The sequence below is a fragment of the Uniformispora flossi genome (assembly GCF_049534875.1).
GTDB classification, from domain to species: Bacteria; Actinomycetota; Actinomycetes; order Streptomycetales; family Streptomycetaceae; genus Yinghuangia; species Yinghuangia aomiensis.
On sequence record NZ_JBMULZ010000009.1, the window covers coordinates 155334 to 174324 of the forward strand.

Annotated in this window: 14 protein-coding genes; 7 read left to right on the forward strand and 7 right to left on the reverse strand. The window is 72.5% G+C overall.

Features of this window, described 5'->3' with window-relative positions:
* Positions 1-3 precede the first annotated feature (3 nt).
* Entirely contained in the window at positions 4-1071 is a 1068-nt protein-coding gene (locus ACPA54_RS21175) for a slipin family protein (protein ID WP_423532035.1), read from the reverse strand.
* A gap of 198 nt (positions 1072-1269) precedes the next feature.
* Entirely contained in the window at positions 1270-2295 is a 1026-nt protein-coding gene (locus tag ACPA54_RS21180) for a terpene synthase family protein (protein ID WP_423532037.1), read from the reverse strand.
* 306 nt (positions 2296-2601) lie between these two features.
* Here ACPA54_RS21180 and ACPA54_RS21185 point away from each other — a divergent pair, with 306 nt between their 5' ends.
* Both ACPA54_RS21185 and lnt read left to right on the forward strand, forming a co-directional pair.
* Positions 2602-4362 carry a GMC oxidoreductase gene (locus tag ACPA54_RS21185; RefSeq protein ID WP_423532039.1) on the forward strand — a complete coding sequence of 587 codons (1761 nt, stop codon included), beginning with the start codon at positions 2602-2604 and terminating at the stop codon, positions 4360-4362.
* 82 nt (positions 4363-4444) lie between these two features.
* Positions 4445-6109 carry an apolipoprotein N-acyltransferase gene (lnt, locus tag ACPA54_RS21190; RefSeq protein WP_423532041.1) on the forward strand — a complete coding sequence of 555 codons (1665 nt, stop codon included), beginning with the start codon at positions 4445-4447 and terminating at the stop codon, positions 6107-6109.
* 56 nt (positions 6110-6165) lie between these two features.
* Here lnt and ACPA54_RS21195 read toward each other — a convergent pair whose 3' ends face one another.
* Positions 6166-6825 carry a VOC family protein gene (locus tag ACPA54_RS21195; protein ID WP_423532043.1) on the reverse strand — a complete coding sequence of 220 codons (660 nt, stop codon included), beginning with the start codon at positions 6823-6825 and terminating at the stop codon, positions 6166-6168.
* Positions 6826-7062: 237 nt separating this feature from the next.
* On the opposite strand from ACPA54_RS21195, the gene ACPA54_RS21200 reads away from it, so the two are divergent.
* The 3 genes from ACPA54_RS21200 (at position 7063) to ACPA54_RS21210 (ending at position 10505) form a co-directional block, all read left to right on the forward strand.
* Positions 7063-7431, forward strand: a complete 369-nt coding sequence (locus ACPA54_RS21200) for a DUF485 domain-containing protein (protein ID WP_423532045.1) — start codon at positions 7063-7065, stop codon at positions 7429-7431.
* Complete coding sequence (locus ACPA54_RS21205) at positions 7428-9116, forward strand: solute symporter family protein (RefSeq protein WP_423532047.1); 1689 nt, start codon at positions 7428-7430, stop codon at positions 9114-9116. The genes ACPA54_RS21200 and ACPA54_RS21205 overlap by 4 nt, the downstream gene beginning before the upstream one ends.
* 372 nt (positions 9117-9488) lie before the next feature.
* Positions 9489-10505, forward strand: a complete 1017-nt coding sequence (locus tag ACPA54_RS21210) for a cytochrome c oxidase assembly protein (protein ID WP_423532290.1) — start codon at positions 9489-9491, stop codon at positions 10503-10505.
* 10 nt (positions 10506-10515) lie between these two features.
* Here the strand turns inward: ACPA54_RS21210 and ACPA54_RS21215 are convergent, their stop codons facing one another.
* The 4 genes from ACPA54_RS21215 to ACPA54_RS21230 form a co-directional block, all read right to left on the reverse strand.
* Positions 10516-11394: a hypothetical protein gene (locus ACPA54_RS21215; protein ID WP_423532049.1), complete on the reverse strand. Its 879-nt coding sequence runs from the start codon at positions 11392-11394 to the stop codon at positions 10516-10518.
* Positions 11395-11452: 58 nt separating this feature from the next.
* On the reverse strand, positions 11453-11872 hold the full coding sequence (locus ACPA54_RS21220; RefSeq protein WP_423532051.1) for a VOC family protein: 420 nt from the start codon (positions 11870-11872) through the stop codon (positions 11453-11455).
* Positions 11873-11930: 58 nt separating this feature from the next.
* Positions 11931-12542: a hypothetical protein gene (locus ACPA54_RS21225; RefSeq protein WP_423532053.1), complete on the reverse strand. Its 612-nt coding sequence runs from the start codon at positions 12540-12542 to the stop codon at positions 11931-11933.
* 258 nt (positions 12543-12800) lie between these two features.
* The gene (locus ACPA54_RS21230; protein WP_423532055.1) at positions 12801-16109 is read right to left on the reverse strand and encodes a hypothetical protein; all 3309 of its coding nucleotides are present in this window, start codon (positions 16107-16109) and stop codon (positions 12801-12803) included.
* 422 nt (positions 16110-16531) lie between these two features.
* Between ACPA54_RS21230 and ACPA54_RS21235 the strand changes: the two genes are divergently transcribed.
* Positions 16532-17569, forward strand: coding sequence for a C40 family peptidase (locus tag ACPA54_RS21235; RefSeq protein ID WP_423532057.1), 1038 nt, complete (start codon positions 16532-16534; stop codon positions 17567-17569).
* On the forward strand, positions 17566-18228 hold the full coding sequence (locus tag ACPA54_RS21240; protein ID WP_345675133.1) for a hypothetical protein: 663 nt from the start codon (positions 17566-17568) through the stop codon (positions 18226-18228). Before ACPA54_RS21235 ends, ACPA54_RS21240 begins: the two co-directional genes overlap by 4 nt.
* The last annotated feature ends 763 nt before the right edge of the window (positions 18229-18991 follow it).

The following is an 18991-nucleotide window of genomic DNA, read 5'->3' on the forward strand; positions in this document are numbered from 1 at the left end:
GATTCAGGCCCCTGCGGGCGGTTCGTCGGGTGTCTCGGGCGGCCTGCCGCGCGGGTTGTCGCTGTTCGGGCTGGTGACCTGCTCGTCTTCGGTGCTCATCGCCTCGGCGAGCTTGGCGGCCATGGTGCGCAGCAGGTCCGGCTGCCCGGCCGACGAAGGGGACGACGAGCCGGATGACGGGGCGGACGACGGGGCGGATGACGAGGCGGGCGGTGACGCCGCCGCAGCCGCGGGTTCCGGGGCCGCCGGCAGTTCCGGGGTGCCCGCGGCAGCGGCCGCTGGAGCCGCGCGCTCGGCAGCGCGGGAGCCGAGTTCCGCGCCGGCGTTGTCGAGGTAGCGCAGCAGCTCGACCGGGAACGGCAGGATCAGCGTGGAGTTCTTCTCCGCGGAGACTTCCACGATGGTCTGCAGCAGTCGCAGTTGCAGCGCGGTCGGGGTCTGGGACATGACCTGCGCGGCGGCGGCGAGCTTCTCGGACGCCTGCAGTTCGCCGTCCGCGGTGATGATGCGCGAGCGGCGTTCCCGCTCGGCTTCCGCCTGGCGGGACATCGACCGCTTCATCGACTCGGGCAGCGCGACGTCCTTGAGTTCGACGCGGTCGATCTCGATGCCCCAGCCGACCGCGGGGGAGTCCAGCATCAGCGCCAGGCCCTGGTTGAGCGGCTCGCGGTTGGTGAGCAGGTCGTCGAGGTCGCTCTTGCCGATGATCGACCGCAGCGAGGTCTGCGCGACCTGCGACATCGCATACGTGTAGTCCTGCACCTCGACGATCGCGCGGACCGGGTCGCGGACCCGGAAGTACACGACCGCGTCGACGCGCACCGTCACGTTGTCGCGGGTGATGCCCTCCTGCGCCGGCACCGGCATGGTCACGATCTGGACGTTCACTTTGCGGACCCGGTCCATGATCGGCACGACCATCGTCATGCCCGGCGGACGGGTCTCGCCCTGGACGCGGCCCAGGCGGAAGACGACACCGCGCTCGTACTGCTGGATCACCCGCGCCCCGCGAGCGGCCGTGATCAGCGCGATGAGGGCCACGACGACGACAACGACGACAACTACGGCCATGGCAAGCTCCGATGGCTCGGCAGAAAGCCCGTGTGCCTCCAGGGTAGAACTCCGGCGCACCGGCCACGAGAAGCCGAACGGGGAGATATCGGGCTGGGGCGGCCCGCCCGGCCGCGCCGGGACCGCCCCGGTCCGAGCGCTCGCGCGCCCTCGAGCCGGCTCCCGCAAGCCGGCCCGGGCGCTGTCGCGGCCCCGGGGTCACCCCGCCTGCGGCAGCCGGTCCAGGCTCTGCAGGTACGGGGCGGGGGCACCCGCGACACGGGTCGGCTGCTTGGGGGCGTAGCGGCCGCTGTTGAGGCCCCACTCGTAGTTGCCGCGTATCCAGTTCGCGCAGCCCTCCACGGCCCGGTCGACGGATTCGCGGTCCTCGTCGGTCAGTTGCAGCTCGTCGCACATGGCCGGGATGCGGTCGATCAGCTCGACGACCTCGTGGAGCTTCTCGTAGGTGATCTCGATGGCCGCCTCCAGTGCCGCCGCGCGGTCGCACGCGAGTTCCGCCTGCAGGACGGTGACCAGGTTGTGCTGGTCGCCGCGGCCTTCCTCGCGGTCGAGGGAGTGGACGTCGTTCATGTAGGCGATGCAGTCGGTCGTGGTGTGCCGCAGCGCGGCCATCACCGGGTGCGCCTGGACCTGCGGCGGAACCTCGAACCGGCCGATCCGTTCGATGGCGTCGAGCGAATGCTGCAGGCCCACGGTGTGCTGGCGCAGTGCCGAGTAGCCCGCGAGGTCCATGATCTGCCGGTGCGACGCGAGGTGGATCTCGCACACCGCCGCTGCCATGAACCGCGCCCAGTTGCTCGCGAACCGGTTCTGCCAGGTCAGCGACATGCCCTCGCTCATTTGCGGCCAGATCTCGACCCACGCGAGTGTCACCGGGCAGACGATTTCCGGCGGTGTACCGGCCGGGCGGAAGGGGATGGCGATCATCTCGCGCGCCACCGCGGATACCTGCGCGGGTTTGTCGCCTGACGCGTCGAACTGATCGTCGAACAGGAACGCGAAGCCGAACCAGTTGATCAGCATGTCGAGGTCGTCACCGGTCGCATACGGGTACGTGCGGGCGGCCGCCTGGGCCAAGTCCCACGACGCGTACTCGCGCAGCCCGGCCTCGCCCCGTACGAGGCCGTGGTTCCACGTCCAGTCCAGGTTCCGCACCCGGGCCCGGTCCAAGTCCGGGCTGATCCGCGAGGGGAAGGGAATCGAGAAGTGCACGTCCTGTGGCATAGAGGCTCTCCGTCCGACTCTGCCGGCGACCGTGGCCCCGGCCCCCGCCCGAGCCGCGCCCGCCGCACCGGCGTTCCCGGCTCGCCCCACGTCTACCCCCGGGTGCCCAGCGTCGCAAGGTTCCTATACCGGTGAATTACTGTGCGTGGCCCCTCTGTCGACTGATCGGCAAATTGGTGGAAAATTGCGGCAGTTGCTGCCATGTGGGAGGAGAGGCTCCGGATGCGGGTGAGGTATCCGGACACGTCGTGAACGCCCGCGTGCGGGGCTTCACAGCGGAGTTACCGGGTAGTAATGTCCGGCGCCATGACGAGCGAGCAGAGCAGGCCGCACCCGGCCGACGGGGCCGAGCCGTCCGTCGCGGGCCCGCGGCACCACTACGACGTGATCGTCGTCGGCTCCGGCTTCGGCGGCTCGGCCGCCGCGCTCCGGCTGACCGAAAAGGGCTACCGCGTCGGCGTGGTCGAGGCCGGTCGCCGGTTCGCCGACGCCCAGCTGCCGAAGACCTCGTGGGACCTCCGCAACTACCTGTGGGCGCCCAAGCTCGGCATGTTCGGCATCCAGCGCATCCACGTGCTCAAGGATGTCGTCGTGCTCGCGGGCGCCGGGGTCGGCGGCGGCTCGCTCAATTACGCCAACACCCTCTACGAGCCGCCCGCGCCGTTCTTCCGCGACCCGCAGTGGGGCCACATCACCGACTGGCAGGCCGAACTCTCGCCCTTCTACCGGCAGGCCCGCCGCATGCTCGGCGTCGTCGTCAACCCGCACATGACACCCGCCGACGTGCACATGAAGGCGGTCGCGGACGAGATGGGCGTCGGCGGCACCTTCCACCTCGCGCCGGTCGGCGTGCTCTTCCCGGGCGACGGCCAGAAGGCCGGGCAGCGCGTCGCCGACCCGTACTTCGGCGGCGCCGGACCCGAGCGCACCACGTGCACCGAATGCGGCGCGTGCATGACCGGCTGCCGCGTCGGCGCCAAGAACACCCTCCTCAAGAACTACCTGCACCTCGCCGAACAGGCCGGCGCCGTCGTGCACGCCGAGCGCACCGTGCGCCGGGTCCGCCCGCTGACCGGCGGCGGCTACGCGGTCGAGACAGTGGCGACGCGAGCCCGAGGGGGCCGCGGCCGGCACCGCACGTGGACCGCCGACCAGGTGGTCTTCGCCGCGGGCACCCTCGGCACCCAGCGCCTGCTGCACCGGATGGCCGGCGAAGGCACCTTGCCGCGGCTCTCCCGCCGCCTCGGCGAACTGACCCGCACGAACTCCGAGGCGCTGCTCGGCGCGGCGGCGCTGAAGACCGGCGTGGTCGACGCCAGCGCGGGAGTTGCGATCACCTCGTCGTTCCACCCGGACACCGACACCCACATCGAACCGGTGCGCTACGGCAAGGGCTCCAACGCCATGGGGCTGCTGCAGACCCTGCTCACCGACGGCGACCGCCCCCGCGTCCGGCAGTTCGTGGGGCAACTGCTCCGCGACCCGCGCAAGGCCCGCATGATGTCGGTGCGGAACTGGTCGGAACGCACGATCATCGCGCTCGTCATGCAGTCGATAGACAACTCGCTGACCGTCTACCGCAAGCGCGGCCTGCTCGGGAAAACGCGCATCACCACCAGGCAGGGCCACGGGCGGCCCAATCCGAACTGGATCCCGGCCGGGCACGAGGCCGTCGAACGGCTCGCCAAGCGGCTCGGCGGCATGGCGGGGGGCACCTGGGGCGACCTGTTCAACGTGCCGATGACCGCGCACATCCTCGGCGGGTGCGTGATCGGGGACTCGGCGGAGACCGGCGTGATCGACCCGTACCAGCGCGTGTACGGGCATCCCGGCCTGCACGTGTTCGACGGCGCGGCGGTCAGCGCCAACCTCGGCGTCAACCCGTCCCTCACCATCACCGCCCAGGCCGAGCGGGCGAGCGCGATGTGGCCCAACAAGGGGGAGGCCGACCCGCGGCCGGCGCTGGGGGAGGCCTACCGCCGCATCGGGTACGTCGCCCCGCACCACCCCGCCGTTCCCGAAGCGGCCCCGGGAGCACTGCGGCTTCCGGTGGTGGAGGTGAAGTAGGCGGAAAGCGGGTCGGCCGGGGAACGCCGACCCGTGATCGCGTCGGGACTGGGCGCCGTAGTTTTGTGATGAGATACGCGGCATGGACACGAGGGCAGCCACCGGACACGAGGACGTCGCCGAAGCGGTCGACGGCGCCCCCGCGCCCGACCCTGTGCCCACCGTGTTCGGGCGGCCGCTGTCCCGCCGCTGGGGCCGCGTGGTCGCCGCGCTCGGCGGGCTCGTGCTGTTCGCCTCGTTCCAGCCGGTCGGCTGGTGGCCGCTGGCCTTCGTCGGGCCCGCGCTGCTCTTCGTCGCCCTGCGCGGACGCCGGGCGAAGACCGCGTTCACCTACGGCTTCGCCTTCGGCCTCGCGCTCTTCGCGCCGCTGATCTTCTGGCTCAGCAATCTCGGCTGGGCCCCCTACATCGGCCTCACCGTCGCCGAGTCGGCGCTGTTCGGGCTGCTCACCATGCCGGTGCCCGCACTGCTGCGCAGCCGCGCGTGGCCGCTGTGGGCGGTCGCGTGGTGGATCGCCGTCGAGGCGATCCGGGGGCGCGAACCGCTCGGCGGGTTCCCGTGGGGACGGCTCGCGTTCAGCCAGGCCGATTCGCCCGCGCTCGGCTGGGCGGGCGTCGCCGGAGCGCCCGGGCTGAGCCTGATCGTGGTGCTGGTGCCGGTCGCGCTGGCTTGGCTGGTGCTCGCCGACGGCGCGTGGGGGCGGCGGGGCGCGGCGGCGATGCTGGCCGGGTCGGTCGGCCTGGTCGCGGCGGGGCCGCTGCTGCTGCCCGCGCGCTCCGGCGGCGGGCCCGAGGTGACCGTCGCGGCGGTGCAGGGGAACGTGCCGAAGGCGCGGAACCTGGAGGAGCAGACCCGGGTCAAGAACGTCACTCAGAACCACGTCAACGTCACCGAGCAGCTGGCCGCGGACGTCAAGGCCGGGAAGGTCGCGCAGCCCGACCTGGTGCTGTGGCCGGAGAACGCGACGGACACCGACCCGCGGTTCGCGTTGGGGGACCTGCGGCCGATGATCGACGCCGCGGTCAACGACATCGGCGCGCCCGTGCTGGTCGGCGCGATCCTCGACGGCCCCGGTGACCGGCCGTACAACGCGGGGCTGATGTGGCGTCCGGCGACCAACGCCGACGGCACGCCGCAGGCGCAGCCGGGGCCCGGCGAGTGGTACGCCAAGCGCCACCTGGTCCCGTTCGGCGAGTACATCCCGATGCGGGACGTCATCGGCGGCCTCGGCGACCTGCAGCTCATCCCGCGCGACTTCCAGCCCGGTCCGGACAAGCCCCAGCTGTTCCATGTCGGCCCGATCGTCCTCGCCGACACCATCTGCTACGAGGTCGGCTACGACGGCAACGTGCGCAGCACGGTCACGCCGGGCGCGAACCTCATGGTCGTGCAGACCAACAACGCCACCTATGAGCGCGGTATCCAGGCCGGCCAGAGCCAGCAGCAGCTGGACATGTCGCGGATCCGTGCGGTCGAGCACAACCGGGCCACCGTGGTCGTGTCCACCGTCGGCATCAGCGCGATCGTCGCGCCGGACGGCACGGTGCTGCAGAAGACCGGGCTGTGGGAGCCGGACTACCTCGTCGCGAAGCTGCCGCTGCGGGACGGCACGACGCTCGCCGACCGGGTCGGCTACTGGCCCGAACTGGCGATCTGCCTGATCGCCGGCGTCGGCGTCCTGCGGACCGTCCGCTGGGACCGGGTCGGCGCCCGGGTGCGGCGCGGCCGGGGCACTCCGGTGGGCTGAGCGCGCTGAGGTTCGCGCCCGCCCGGTAGCGTCCTCGGCCGCCTGCCGCGGCCGGGTCAGTCGATGCGGACGATGCCGTCCGGGGTTTCGAAGTACACCGCGAGGAGGCCCGAACCCGCGTCGTCATCGTCGTCCGGGGCGCCCGGGGCGGACCAGTCGACGTCGACGTCGTCGAGCGGGTGGTTCTCCGGTTCGCCGAGCCACTGCGACACCGTCGCCGGGTCGCCCGCGATGGCGAGCTTGCGGATGCACACGGTCGTGCGGGCGTCGGCCGACGGGTGCTGGTTCATATCCAGCCACTCGATGATGTAGGGCAGCTGCGGGTCGTCCATCAGGTCGAGCACGCCGATCTGCCGCCACTTGAGGTCCACCCGGTCGGGCCGCACCCGGTGACCGTCCACCGCGGGCCGGCCGAGGCGCTCCTCGGCGGCGCCGATGTCGTCCACGCGGGCCACCCAGCCGAGCCATCCGCCGCCGAGTTCGGCGCGCTGCTTGACGGCGCGGCCGAACGGCGCGGAGTCCGTCGCCGGGTGGTCCAGCGGCGTGACGACTTCCAGGTACATGCCGCCGGCCAGCGGAAGAACGAAGTTGCGGGTGCCGAACCGGGGGTGCACGCCGCCGTCCTGGAACGGGGCGCCGAGCAGTGATCCGAGCCGCCCCACGGTGGAGACGAATTCCTCGGGGGACACGGCGTACGAGACGTGGTCGAGTTGCATGCGCGGCTCCTTCCCGGGGGTTCCGGGACCAACCACGGCGACGCAGGGTTCCCTCGAACGAGGGACTCAAGGAGAGGGTGCGTCCGACCGAGTGATGCCACGTACGGGTTTACCGTCCGGCGGCGTGCCGCGGGCGACCCCCACAGGCACACGCAACCGTGTCCGATTCCGATCCCTGCCCGCCCCTGGAGTGGCCTCGATGACCAGCCCCGCCCGCCTGCCCGCCGGGAGCCGCGGATGACCGCCTCCACGACCGCGGCGGCGTCCCCGTCGGAAGACCGCACGCCCGGGCGGGCCGCCGCCCTGCACAGCGATCCGCGGTTCGTCGAACTCAAGCGGCGCTTCCGGTGGTTCGTCTTCCCGATGACCGCGGTGTTCCTCGCCTGGTACCTGCTCTACGTGCTGCTGTGCGCGTACGCCCGCGACTTCATGGCCCACAAGGTGGCGGGCAACGTCAACGTCGCCCTGCTTTTCGGCCTCGCCCAGTTCGCGACCACGTTCCTGGCCGCCTGGCTGTACTGGCGGTTCGCCAACCGGCGCCTCGACCCGCTGTCCGCCGAGCTGCGCGCCGCCGGACCCGCACCCGACGTGGAGGTGGCCGCGTGACCGACCACAAGACCCTGACCGTGGCGCTGTTCACGGTCTTCATCGTGGCGACGCTGGCCATCACCGTGGTCGCCGGACGCCGCACCCGCAGCGCCGCGGACTTCTACGCGGGCGGCCGGTCGTTCTCGCCGCTGCAGAACGGCATCGCGATCGGCGGCGACTACATGTCCGCCGCGTCGTTCCTCGGCATCACGGGCATCCTCGCGCTGTCCGGCTACGACGGGTTCCTGTACTCGATCGGGTTCCTGGTCGCGTGGGTCGTCGCCTTGTTCATGGTCGCCGAGCCGCTGCGGAACAGCGGCCGGTTCACCATGGCCGACGCGATCTCCGAGCGGCTGCGCTCGCCGCAGGTCCGGGTCGCGGCCGGGATCTCCACGATCGTCGTGTCGGTGTTCTACCTGATCGCGCAGATGGTCGGCGCGGCGGCGGTCGTCGCGCTGCTGCTCGGCCTGACGTCCGACGCGGCGCAGATCTGGACGATCGTCGCGGTCGGCGCGCTGATGATCTTCTACGTCACGGTCGGCGGCATGAAGGGCACCACATGGGTGCAGATCGTCAAGGCCGTGCTGCTGATGGTCGGCGCGTGCGTCATGACGGTGTGGGTGCTGGCGAAGTTCCACTTCGACTTCTCCGACCTCATGGGTGCGGCCGCGAGCCAGTCCGGCAAGGGCAGCGCGTTCCTCGAACCCGGTCAGAAGTACGGGGCGACGGACGCGTGGTCGAAGCTCGACCTGATCAGCCTCGGCATCGCGCTGGTCCTCGGTACCGCCGCGCTGCCGCACATCCTCGTGCGCTTCTACACGGTGCGGGACGCCAAGGCGGCGCGTAAGTCGGTGAACTGGGCGATCGTCATCATCGGGGCCTTCTACCTGATGACGCTGGTCATCGGCTTCGGTGCGGCGGCGCTGGTCGGTACGAAGGCGATCAAGACCGCGGACCCGTCCGGCAACACGGCGGCGACGCGGCTGGCCGAGCACCTCGGCGGCGGGGCGGGCAGCGACGGCGGCGCGGTGATGCTGGCGTTCATCGCGGCGGTCGCGTTCGCCACGATCCTCGCGGTGGTGGCGGGGCTGACGCTGGCCTCGTCGTCGTCGTTCGCGCACGACCTGTTCGCGGGCGCGATCCGGCAGGGCCGGACGACCGAGGCGCAGGAAGTGCGGGTCGCGCGGATCGCGGCGGTCGTCATCGGGGCGGTGGCGATCGCGCTGTCCGTGTTCGCCCGCGAACTCAACGTCGCGTTCCTCGTCGCGCTCGCCTTCGCGATCGCGGCGTCGGCGAACCTGCCCGCCTTGGTGTTCTCGATCTTCTGGCGGCGCTTCACCAAGGCCGGCGCGATCGCCGGCGTCTTCGGCGGGCTCGTCTCGGCGATCGCCGTCGTGGCGCTGTCGCCGATCGTGTGGGGCGGCGCGAGCGACACCAAGCCCGCCGTGAAGCTGTCCGCCACGCAGGCGAGCAAGTGCGGTGTCGCCGCCAACGCGACAAATGTGGGCAATCCGACCGCCCTGGGGTCCTGTACGGCTGTCGCGCCGATCCCGCTGGAGAACCCCGGCCTTGTGTCGATCCCGGTCGGCTTCGCATGCGCCGCGGTGGGAACGCTGCTCAGCAGCCGCCGCCGGACGGTGGAGGACGAGCTGGCTTTCGACGAGCTGGAGGTGCGCGCGCTGACGGGTATCGGGGCGCACTGACCGAGGTCTTTCCGGGCGGTCGGTTTCCGGTGTTTCGCCGGGAACCGGCCGCCCGGACGGGGGCGTACCGGCCGGTTGTGGAAGGCGTCGCCGAAACGGGCGACATACCGTGCCCCGGTGGCGGCAGGCCATCGGCGATGCGTCACAGTGGATGCCATGGCTCCCGCACCCCGCACCTCAGGGTCCACCGCAAGCCGCGCCCCCGGCGACGCCCGGGCCCGCACCGCCGCCCGCACGCCCGGTCCCGGCGCCTTCCGCGCGGTGGCGCTGATCGCTCTCGGCATCGCCCTCTTCCTGGGCGCGCTGATGCTCGGCGACAGCCAGCAGGACCTGCACGGCAAGCACGGGGAGCACGGCGACGGCCTCAGCGGCATGGCCGGGATGGCGGCGGGCCTCGGCAAGCCCAGCGCGTCGAAGATGTTCGGCTGGTACCCGGAACCGATCTTCGTCGCCGGATCCATCGCGGCCGCCATGCTCTACCTCGCCGCGGTGTGGCGCCTGCATGCGCGCGGCGACAAGTGGCCGATCGGCCGCACCGTCGCGTTCCTCGCCGGCATCGTGACCGTGCTGTACGCGACGTCCAGCAGCCTCGCCGCGTACGGCACCGCGCTGTTCAGCATCCACATGATCCAGCACATGATCCTGAGCATGCTGTCGCCGCTCCTGCTGCTGCTCGGCGCGCCGATCACCCTCGCGCTCCGCGCCCTGCGGCCCGCGCCGCGCGGCAAGCGCGGCCCGCGCGAACTGCTCCTCGCGCTGCTGCACAGCCGCTACGCGCAGGTGATGTCCTCGCCGTTCGTGACACTGCCACTGTTCATCGCGAGCCTCTACGTCTTCTACTTCACGCCGATCTTCGACACGACGATGGGCAGCATGTGGGGCCACCGCTGGATGATGGCCCACTTCCTCGCGGTCGGCCTGCTGTTCTTCTGGCCGATCATGGGCATCGACCCGGCGCCGCGGAAGCCGTCGTACGTCATCAAGATGCTGGAACTGTTCGCAGGCATGCCGTTCCACGCGTTCTTCGGCGTCGCGGTGATGATGTCGTCGACGCTGTTCGTGGACTCGTTCGCCAAGCCCCCGGCGTCGTGGGGCGTGGACACCCTCAACGACCAGCAGGTCGGCGGCGCGATCGCGTGGGCGTTCGGCGAAGTCCCGACCGTCATCGTGCTGCTGGTGATCTTCTCGCAGTGGATGAGTTCCGAGGAACGACTCGCCCGCCGCAAGGACCGCCAGGCCGATCGCGACGGCGACAAGGAACTCGAGGCCTACAACGCCTACCTGGCCCGCCTCGCCGCAGCCCGGGGGACGGGCGACGCCCAGCCGGAGGGCTCGGGCACCCGGGTCAGCACCGCGTCCGCGAGCGCGGAGCCGGGAGCGGCCGACTAGCGCGGCACCGCTACACGCGGTTCAGGGCGACCGCGGCCCAGACGGCGGCCAGCCACGGGGTGACCATCGCGGGGATCGCCAGCGCCAAGTCGACCCCGCTCGCCGGATAGCCCAGAGCCAGGGGGAGCGACAGCGCGCCGCCCGCGGTCAGGATGGCGAACGCCGGCAAGTGCACCAGCGGGTGGAAGACCCGTGCCCGCCGCAGGAAATCGGCGGACATCACGAAGGGCACGAACAGCGCGGGGAATGCGAAGAAGCCCCAGATGAAGATCATCGGGAAGAGCGTGTCGAAGAACCCGTACGGATTCTCCAGCACCCCCAAGTCGGGGCGGTCGGGCGCGTAGAGCAGATGCACCGTCTCGCCCGGCACGGGAGCGCCCAGCGTGTGGACGCCCTCGACGGTGACGACGCGCGGGCCGGACGTGAACGGGACGGTCACGGTGACCGTCGCGGCGTACTGCACGTGGTCGTTGATGGTGACGCCGGTGTCCCGCGGCTTCCCGACGACGCTGTCGATCCGCAGCTCGTGGTCGCCGCCGCCCGCCTCGCGGACATCGGCGACGTGTCGGCCGTGCGCGCCGTCGGGCCCGATCGCCTGACCGAGCGCGGCACTGGGACCGAGGACGATCGGCAACGCGATGCACAGCCGCAGGAACGCGTTGAGGAGGGGCGTTCGGGCCTTGCCGCCGTCCGGGTGGGTCAGGTCGAAACGGGAGACTCCGCGCTGCCGGACAGCCGCCACCGCGGCCCACGCACAGGCGAACACCAAGGCGGCAACGGCCGGATAGAGTACCGGCGCCTTCGGCGGCAGCAGGAAGAGCGGTAGGTTGCCCACCACCACCGCACACGCCGCGCACAGGAGCGCGAGCCCCCCGAGTATTCGCGTCACGCGGGGAGACTAGGGCGTGTCCGGTGGATCTTGACAGCCCCCGGGACCGGCCGACCGCTCAGTCGTAGTGGCGGGCCTCGAGGATGTTGCCGTCCGGGTCGGCGAAGTAGAAGGTCTCCGGGGCGAGGCCGCGGGCGCCGAACGAGTCGGTGATGCCGACCGAGGTGTCGACGCCCTCGGCGTCGAGGCGGGCCCGGAGCAGGGTGAAGTCGGCGTGCGAGACCGCGACGCAGATGTGGTTCACGCGGTGGCCGGAGGAGCCGGGCGCGTGCACCAGCTCGTCGATCCCTTCCGCCTTCGCGCGGTTCATCAGGTCGATGATCGCGTGGTCCGAGACGCGGACGCTCGGGAACGGCGCCTTGCCCTCCCGGAACTCCTCGGCGCGCACCCCCGCGAAGCCGACCACGCGCTCGTAGAAGTCGAGCGAACGGAGTTGGTCGCTCACCCAGATCACGATGTGGTCGATGGTCGCCTGCACGCCGTCACTCCGATTCCGCCGGGGAGTCCCGGCGGACTCCCCGGGCAAGACAGCCGGGTCACGGCCGCCACGCCGCCTCCGGATCGTCGAACATGGTAGCCGGGTCGGGCAGGATCACCGCGCTCAGCGGACGGACCATCCAGTCCGGGTCGATCCGGACGCGCATGACGCGTTCCATGAGGGCCAGGCACGACGCGCCGGGCGCGGCCGCGTCCGGGCGGACGCCTTCCGCCCAACGCGGCAGCGGCACCGTGGCGCCGGCCGGTACCCGGGAGTCGTCGACCGGGTCGTAGGCGACCTGGACCCGGCCGTCCTCCGCGTACATCACCTGGTGGTCGCCGTGCATGTCCCAATAGGCGCTGAAAAAACGCCCGCCGTCGGCGGACGCTCGGCGGGCGATCTCCGGGATGCTCCCGTGATACCCGGTGTTCTCGATGGTCACCACGCACGATCCGGTCGACACGATCAGCATCGGGTGGAAGGAACCCGCTTCCGGCACCGCAAGCACGTCGCCTATCTGACGGAACGTCATCACTCGCCGGGGTGCTGTGCTGCCGCCGAATGCCTGTACGACGTCTTCCTCGCTCCGGCCTGCCACGACCGAAATGGTGAGGGCGACAAGAGCATCCTGTTCAGCCCACCGGTAGCGCTCGACCAGTGTGTCCAGCATCGGCCTTCTCCAGCCTGTCGTGATCGTCCTGCCCGGTTCCAGCATGCCTGTCGGGTGCGACAGGCGACGGAGGTTCACGCAACGCGAACATCCGCTTACCCAGTTCCCTGCCGAACTCAACGGTATTGATCGAGATATCCATATGGCGATGAGACGCGTCCCAGGCGAATGGCGTTCCCCGGGCGCGACTTGACGTATCGGAAGATCGGGGCGTATGGCAACGAACCTGGGGCGCAGGCGGCATGGTTTCGCCGACTGTCAGACATCGCTCGCGATCAGGACGCTGAGGTGGACGCGCGCCGCGTCCAAGGCCAGACCGTCCGGGCCCGGCACGCGCCGCCGCAGGTCCACGATGCCCGGCCCGAGGTGGCGCGCCGCGTCGGTGCTGCCCAGGCGCAGCCACAGGGCTTGCGCGGCGTCCGCGGCCGAACAAGCGCCGGGGTCGGCCGGGTCCCGGGCGTCGGCCAAGCGTTGGGCGAGGGCGGCGTACTGGCGCGCGGCGGTGGCGAACAGACCGGCGGACGCGGTCAGATGCGCGCGCACCTCGTAGGCGTTGAGCGTGTGCGGATGCCCCGGCCCGTGTTTGGCCTCGACTCCGCGCGTCAGTTCCTCGGCCAGCGTCAACGCCTCGACGTGGTTGTCGGCGGCGGTCGCGGCTTTGATCGCGGTGAGGTAGGCGCGGAATTCGGGCGGCGGGGCTTGGGGGGTGGAGCGGGTTTCCGCGTGTGCTGTGGGCGCCTGCGCGGGGATGGCGGCGGGATCGGCGGGTGCGGGGGAACCGGAGTGCGCGAGGGGGGTCTGCGGCGGCTCGGTGGTCCCGCGGGGTTCGGTCTGTGCCGCGCGAGGCGGCTCGGGTGCGTGGGCCGGGACCGGAGCGCGGGGCGCGGGCACGGGCGGGGCCGGGATGGCGGGGGGACCGGCGGGGGCGGCGGGCGGCGCGGCGGGGGCCGGGGCTTCCGCGGGCGCGGCCGACGGAGGGGTGGTGGAGTCGGACGGGGTGGTCGCGGACGACGCGGGTGAGTCGGCCGGCGTGCCGCCCGGTTCGGTGGCTGGGTTCCCCGGGAACGCGGGGACTTCACCCGAGCGGTCGGCGGCGTCGTGCGGTGCCGGGGGTTCGGGTCGTTCGTGTGGTCCGTCCTGGTCGGGCGGTTCAGGGGCGGTGGGTGCCGCGGCTTCCGGTGTCTCGGTGCCGGCGGGGGCCGCCGGGGCCGTCGGTGGCCCCACGGTCGGCGGCGGCTGCGTCGACGTCAGCTCGTCCATGCGGGCCAAGGCGCCTTCCAACGCCCGTCCGCCGGGCCCCGGGACGCGGGTGCGCAGGGCGACCAGGCGGTGGCCCGCCGCGGTCGCGGTCGCACCGTCGGGCAGGCGCAGCCACAGCACGTGGGCGTTGTCGACCGCGGAGACCGTGTCAAGGTGCTCGGGTCCGCCGACCGTCATGCGGTCCTCGGCGATGTCGAGGTAGGCGGCGACCGCTTCGGGCAGCCGCTCGGCCTCGGCGGCCAAGTAGGCGCGGATTTCCCGCACGTTGAGGGTGTGCACGTGGCACGGGCCCAGGTCGGCGACCAGCGCCGCGATCACCGCGTCCGCGGCGCCGAGGGCTTCGGTGTAGCGGCCGTCGGCGGCGGTGTCGGCGATCTCGTCGAGCGCCTCGCGGAGTTCGGGAGGCGGGGGGAGTGCGTCGTCGAGGAGGGGCTCGGCGTCGGGGGCCGCGTGGGAAGCCGGGGCGGCCGAAGAGTGCGAGGCGGGCGCGGTGTTGGTGGCACGGTGGGCCGTCGGAGCGGCCTCGCCGTGGGCTTCGGGTGCGGACTCGCGCGCGGTCGCCGACGCTGTGTCGTGCGCCGGAGCGGGCTCCGGCGCGGGCGGCGCGGGGCGCTCCGCCTTGGGTCCGGGCGCGGCGCTCGGGCCGGATCCCGGGCCCGGTGCCCGCGGCGGCGTGGAGTCGGGCGCCGGTGCCCACGGGGACGCCGGTGCCGCATCGGACGGCGGCGTCGACGCGTACGGCGGCGTTGGCGTTGGCGTCGGCGGTTGCGGCGGAGCCGGGATCGGTGCCGACGCGGGCGCCTCGGCGGCCCCCGCGAGTTCCGCCAGGTGTGCCGCCGCCGCTTCGCGCGAGTGCGGGCCGCGGCCGAGGACGAGCCCGCGCAAGGCGACGACCGCCGGACCGAGTTCGCGTGCCGTGGCGACGTCCGCGACCTGCAGCCACAGGGTGTGTGCGGCGTCCGCCGCGGCCTGCGTGGCCGGGTGGCCCGGGCCGTGCACGCGGGCGTTGCGGCGCGCGGACTCCGTGTAGAGGCGGACGGCCTGCCCGGTGCGGCCGGTGCGGGCCGCGAGCCACGCCCAGGTCTGCAGCGCCTCGATGGTCTCGCGGTGCTCCGGGCCGAGACCGTAGCGCGTCTCCATGTCGTGGGTGAGTGCCTCGGCTTCGCCGAACGCCACGTCGAAGTTGCCCGCGGCCATCGCCGCGCGTAGTTCGGCGACCCGGCGGAGGAACTGCGGTGCGCCCGAGGGCGCCGACGACTGCGGCGGACCGTCCGGCATGGTCTCCGCGGCGGGCGCCGGTGCGGGGGAGACAGGCCAGTTCACCCGCAGGTGAGACGTCTCCGGGGCCTGCTCGACGGGACTCGGACCAGGCTCCGGAGCGGGACTCGACGGGGGACTCGGCGGGGGACTCGGAGCGGCTCCGGCGGGCGGCGCCGCGGCGAACGGCTCGCCGGTGGGCGCCGGATACTCCGCGCCGTCCCCGGCCGGCGCGGGAACCGGCGCGGGTGCGGAATCCGGCCGTGTGACGGTCACCACGTACTCGGTCGACACGTCGTCGACCGGCAGGCGGTTGGCCAGCCGCAGCGCACCGCCTTCCGGTGGCACGATTTGCACGGTCCCGTCGGGCAGTTGCGAACGGCCGAAGATCGACGGGTGCACTGCCGCCACCTCGACCCGCGCCGGGCATCCGAGGAAGCCGCGGCGCGCGGCCACGGTCAGGGTGCGGGTGAACGCGTGCGCCGGCTCGTCGTGCGACGACGGCGGCGGCGCGACGACCGCCCACAGCGGGAGGCGCGCGGCGAGTTCCTCCGGGGCGGCGTGCACGCGGGCGCGCACGTCGTCCGAGGCGGTGAGGTCGGCGACCACGAGGGTGTCCCGCGCGTCCCGGATGCGCAGCGTTTCGGCGATCCACGCCCACGGCAGGCCGTCGTAGCGCACGCTGCCCGGGCTGGAATCACGCAGCGTGAGGTGCAGTTCGCCGCGCCGGTCCGGCATGAGGTGGCCGGTGACGTACACGACGACCGGGCCGCGGGTGACCGACGCCCTCTCCAGGTAGCCGCGCACGGTCTGCGGGCCGGAGCCCGCGGGCAACTGCACGACGTCGGCGGGCGCGTCCGCGATGAGGATCTGCGGCGGCAGGCCGACCCAGCCGGCCAGCGCGGCCTCGGAGTCCTCGAGCGCGCGCTTCTTGCGGCGGCCGAGTCCGACACCTGCGACGAGCAGGACGAACCCGCGGCGCGCCGCGGCCGGTTCCGTTTCCGGGTACGCCGAGACCGCATCCCGCCTGGAATTTTCGTCCCTGGACATTGCCCACCCCCGCGCGATGACGCGATTCCGGCCAGCAGCGGGAACCTACCGCACGTCCCGATGCACCCGGTATGACCCGAGGCCGGGCCACCCTTCCAACCTTCCGGTAGTGCATACGAGTTGGCCCGATACACGGCACAATGCCCTACGTCTCGCACGCATATGCGGGTCGGAGCGAAACCGAGCGCACGGAAACGCACAGGAGTGCGAATCGTCCGCCACACCAGGGGGCGCGGCTGGACACACGGGGGTGGCGTCGGGGCAGGATGACCTGACCGAACCCGGCATCGTCCGGGACCGGCGGGACGTTTTGTCGGCCGACCCGGGCACCGCCCTGCCCGGCGCGGCCGAGGGATCGGGGGCACCATGCGGCAGACGACGACAGCCGCCGGGCGTTGCTGCGCGCGTACGCGGAGCGTGCCGTGAAGCCGGGCCGGGCGGTACTCGCCGTCCTGGTCGTCCCGTTGGTGTTGACCGTCGGCGGGCTGCTGGTCATTGCGGCGCTCGCGGGCGGACTTCCGTCGGCGGGTGTGGCCGGTGCGGCGTACAACGCGGCGTACAACGAGGGCCAAGTCCCGGCGGCGTACCGCCAATGGGTTGCGAAAGCCGGGGCGATCTGCCCCGAAGTGACCCCGCAGCTCCTGGCCGCCCAGTTGGAGCAGGAGTCGGGGTGGAACCCGACGATCGTCAGCCCGGTCGGTGCTCAGGGCATCGCGCAGTTCATGCCGGGCACGTGGGTGACGTGGGCGACCGACGGGGACGGCGACGGCACGGCCAGCGTGTGGAGTCCGCCCGACGCGATCATGGCGGCGGCGCGGTACGACTGTGCGATCGCCCAGCAGGTCCGCGGCTATGTGCAACGCGGCCTGGCTTCGGGCGACATCCAGGACCTGATGCTCGCGGGCTACAACGCGGGCCCGGAAGCCGTGCTCAAGTACGGCGGTATTCCGCCGTATGCCGAAACGCGCGGCTACGTGACGACGATCCACCGGCTGATGACCAAGTATCAGACGGTCATCACGGACCTCAAGGAAGGAACCCCGTTCGGGGCGGCGGTCGTCGCCTACGCGATGCGGTGGCGCGGCACGCCCTACTCGTGGGGCGGCGGCGATACCAGCGGCCCGTCCGGGGGCTTCGGGTCGGGCGCCGGCGTGATCGGCTTCGACTGCAGCAGCCTCGTCCAGTACTCGGTCTACCAGGCGTCGGGCGGCCGGGTGGTGCTGCCGCGGGTGTCGCAGGAGCAGGTCAACTCCGGTACGGCGGTGGACCCCCGGGCGATGATCCCGGGCGATGTGATCGGCTTCGACCCGCACCACACCGGGGACTTCAGCCACATCGGCATCTACATCGGCAACGGGCAGATGGTGCATGCGCCCAAGACGGGCGACGTCGTGAAGGTGTCGAACCTGAGCGAGTCGTACTACGCGAACTCGATCTGGAAGGTCCGGAGGTACGGATGAGCGGCGGCAGCCCGCAGATGCGGGCGCAAGGCCTGCGCGGCGCGGTCGGACTGCTGGTGTTCCTGGCGTTGCTGGTCGGCGCCGCGCTGTTCGGTGGGTGCGCGCTGATCGGCAAGCAGAACCGGGCGTCCGACGCGGGGGCTTCGCCGTCCGCGTCGACGCTGCCGCCGATCGTCAGCGTGCCGCCCGCGCAGCCGATTCCGCGCGGCCCCGGCACGCCGACGCAGCCGCTGCCCAGCCTCGACGCGCAGGCGTCGGCGGACGCGACGGCGGTGTCGCAGGCGGCGCTCACCGTGCTGTTCTCGTACGACACGATGACCGACACGACGGGGCAGGACGCGGCGATCCGGGCCCAGCAGTGGATGACCGACAAGTACGCCGCCACGCAGCGCGAGCACATCGTGGTCGCGCCGCCGGGGGCGGACTGGACGCTGTGGACCGGGCACAAGGCCTACACGAAGCCGACGATGACGCAGTCGAACGAAGCGGCGCCGCCGGACAGCGACGTGCTCGCGTACCGGCAGTGGACCGTCCGGTACACCCCGACGGGCCGGGACAATTGGAAGGGCACCGAGTCGCTGGTGGTGGTGTTCGTGACACTGACCCGGGCGACACCGGCGGAACCGTGGCGGATTGCCGACCTGGGCGTGCGGGCGTGACGCGGTGAGGAGCGGCACCGAGCGCGGGGAAGGGGACGCGGTGGCGGCCGGAGGACGGGAGCGGGACGGGGACGCGGCGGAGGTCGGCGCGGCGCTCCCAGTACCGGCGTGGTTGCTGGACGAGGAGCCCGAGGGCGGGGGCGCGCCGGGGGGCGACGAGGGGCGGCTTGCCGCACCGGAGGGCGCGGGGGCGGCCGACGAGGCGCGCGCTCCGGGGGCTGATGCTTCGGAAAGTTCGGGTGCCTCGGAAAAATCGGGCGGAGGCGCTCCGGGGGAAGCCCCTTCGATTGCTGCCCCTCGGACGCCCGGCCCGCGCTCCGACGCAGGTGGTGCACGAAGCGGCGGCGAACCGCCGCGTGCTCCCGAGGCGCCGGCCGTCGGTGTCGGTTCGGGGGAGCCGGGTGCGCCTGTCGGCTCACCTCCGCCCGCGACCGAGGCCGACGCGGCGGGCCCCGGCGACTCGGCGCCGCGTGCCCACGCGGCAGACCAGCCGTCGCAAGTGCCTTTCCCTCAGGCCCCGGACAGCGCGGCGCGGCGTGACTCCCACGGTCTGGTGACCCCGCATCCGCGCAGCAGTGTCGAAGAGCCCACTGCGCCGTCTGCCGGTGGGCCGTGGGGGCCGCCGAGCGTGCCGCCGCCCGCGCGGCCGCCGGCCGACGAACCCGGCACGGCTACCGGTGCCTTCGCGCCGCCCGCCGGGCCCCGCTTCGAGGCGCCCGCGCCTGCGCCCGCGGCGGGCGCGTCGTCCGCCGACACGTCCGCG

Excerpts from the sequence above, each read along its gene's own strand:
- ACPA54_RS21175 (WP_423532035.1), bottom strand. The coding sequence starts at position 1,071 with ATGGCCGTAGTTGTCGTCGTTGTCGTCGTCGTGGCCCTCATCGCGCTG.
- ACPA54_RS21180 (WP_423532037.1), bottom strand. The coding sequence starts at position 2,295 with ATGCCACAGGACGTGCACTTCTCGATTCCCTTCCCCTCGCGGATCAGC.
- ACPA54_RS21185 (WP_423532039.1), top strand. The coding sequence starts at position 2,602 with ATGACGAGCGAGCAGAGCAGGCCGCACCCGGCCGACGGGGCCGAGCCG.
- lnt (WP_423532041.1), top strand. The coding sequence starts at position 4,445 with ATGGACACGAGGGCAGCCACCGGACACGAGGACGTCGCCGAAGCGGTC.
- ACPA54_RS21195 (WP_423532043.1), bottom strand. The coding sequence starts at position 6,825 with ATGCAACTCGACCACGTCTCGTACGCCGTGTCCCCCGAGGAATTCGTC.
- ACPA54_RS21200 (WP_423532045.1), top strand. The coding sequence starts at position 7,063 with ATGACCGCCTCCACGACCGCGGCGGCGTCCCCGTCGGAAGACCGCACG.
- ACPA54_RS21210 (WP_423532290.1), top strand. The coding sequence starts at position 9,489 with ATGGCCGGGATGGCGGCGGGCCTCGGCAAGCCCAGCGCGTCGAAGATG.
- ACPA54_RS21225 (WP_423532053.1), bottom strand. The coding sequence starts at position 12,542 with ATGCTGGACACACTGGTCGAGCGCTACCGGTGGGCTGAACAGGATGCT.
- ACPA54_RS21230 (WP_423532055.1), bottom strand. The coding sequence starts at position 16,109 with ATGTCCAGGGACGAAAATTCCAGGCGGGATGCGGTCTCGGCGTACCCG.
- ACPA54_RS21240 (WP_345675133.1), top strand. The coding sequence starts at position 17,566 with ATGAGCGGCGGCAGCCCGCAGATGCGGGCGCAAGGCCTGCGCGGCGCG.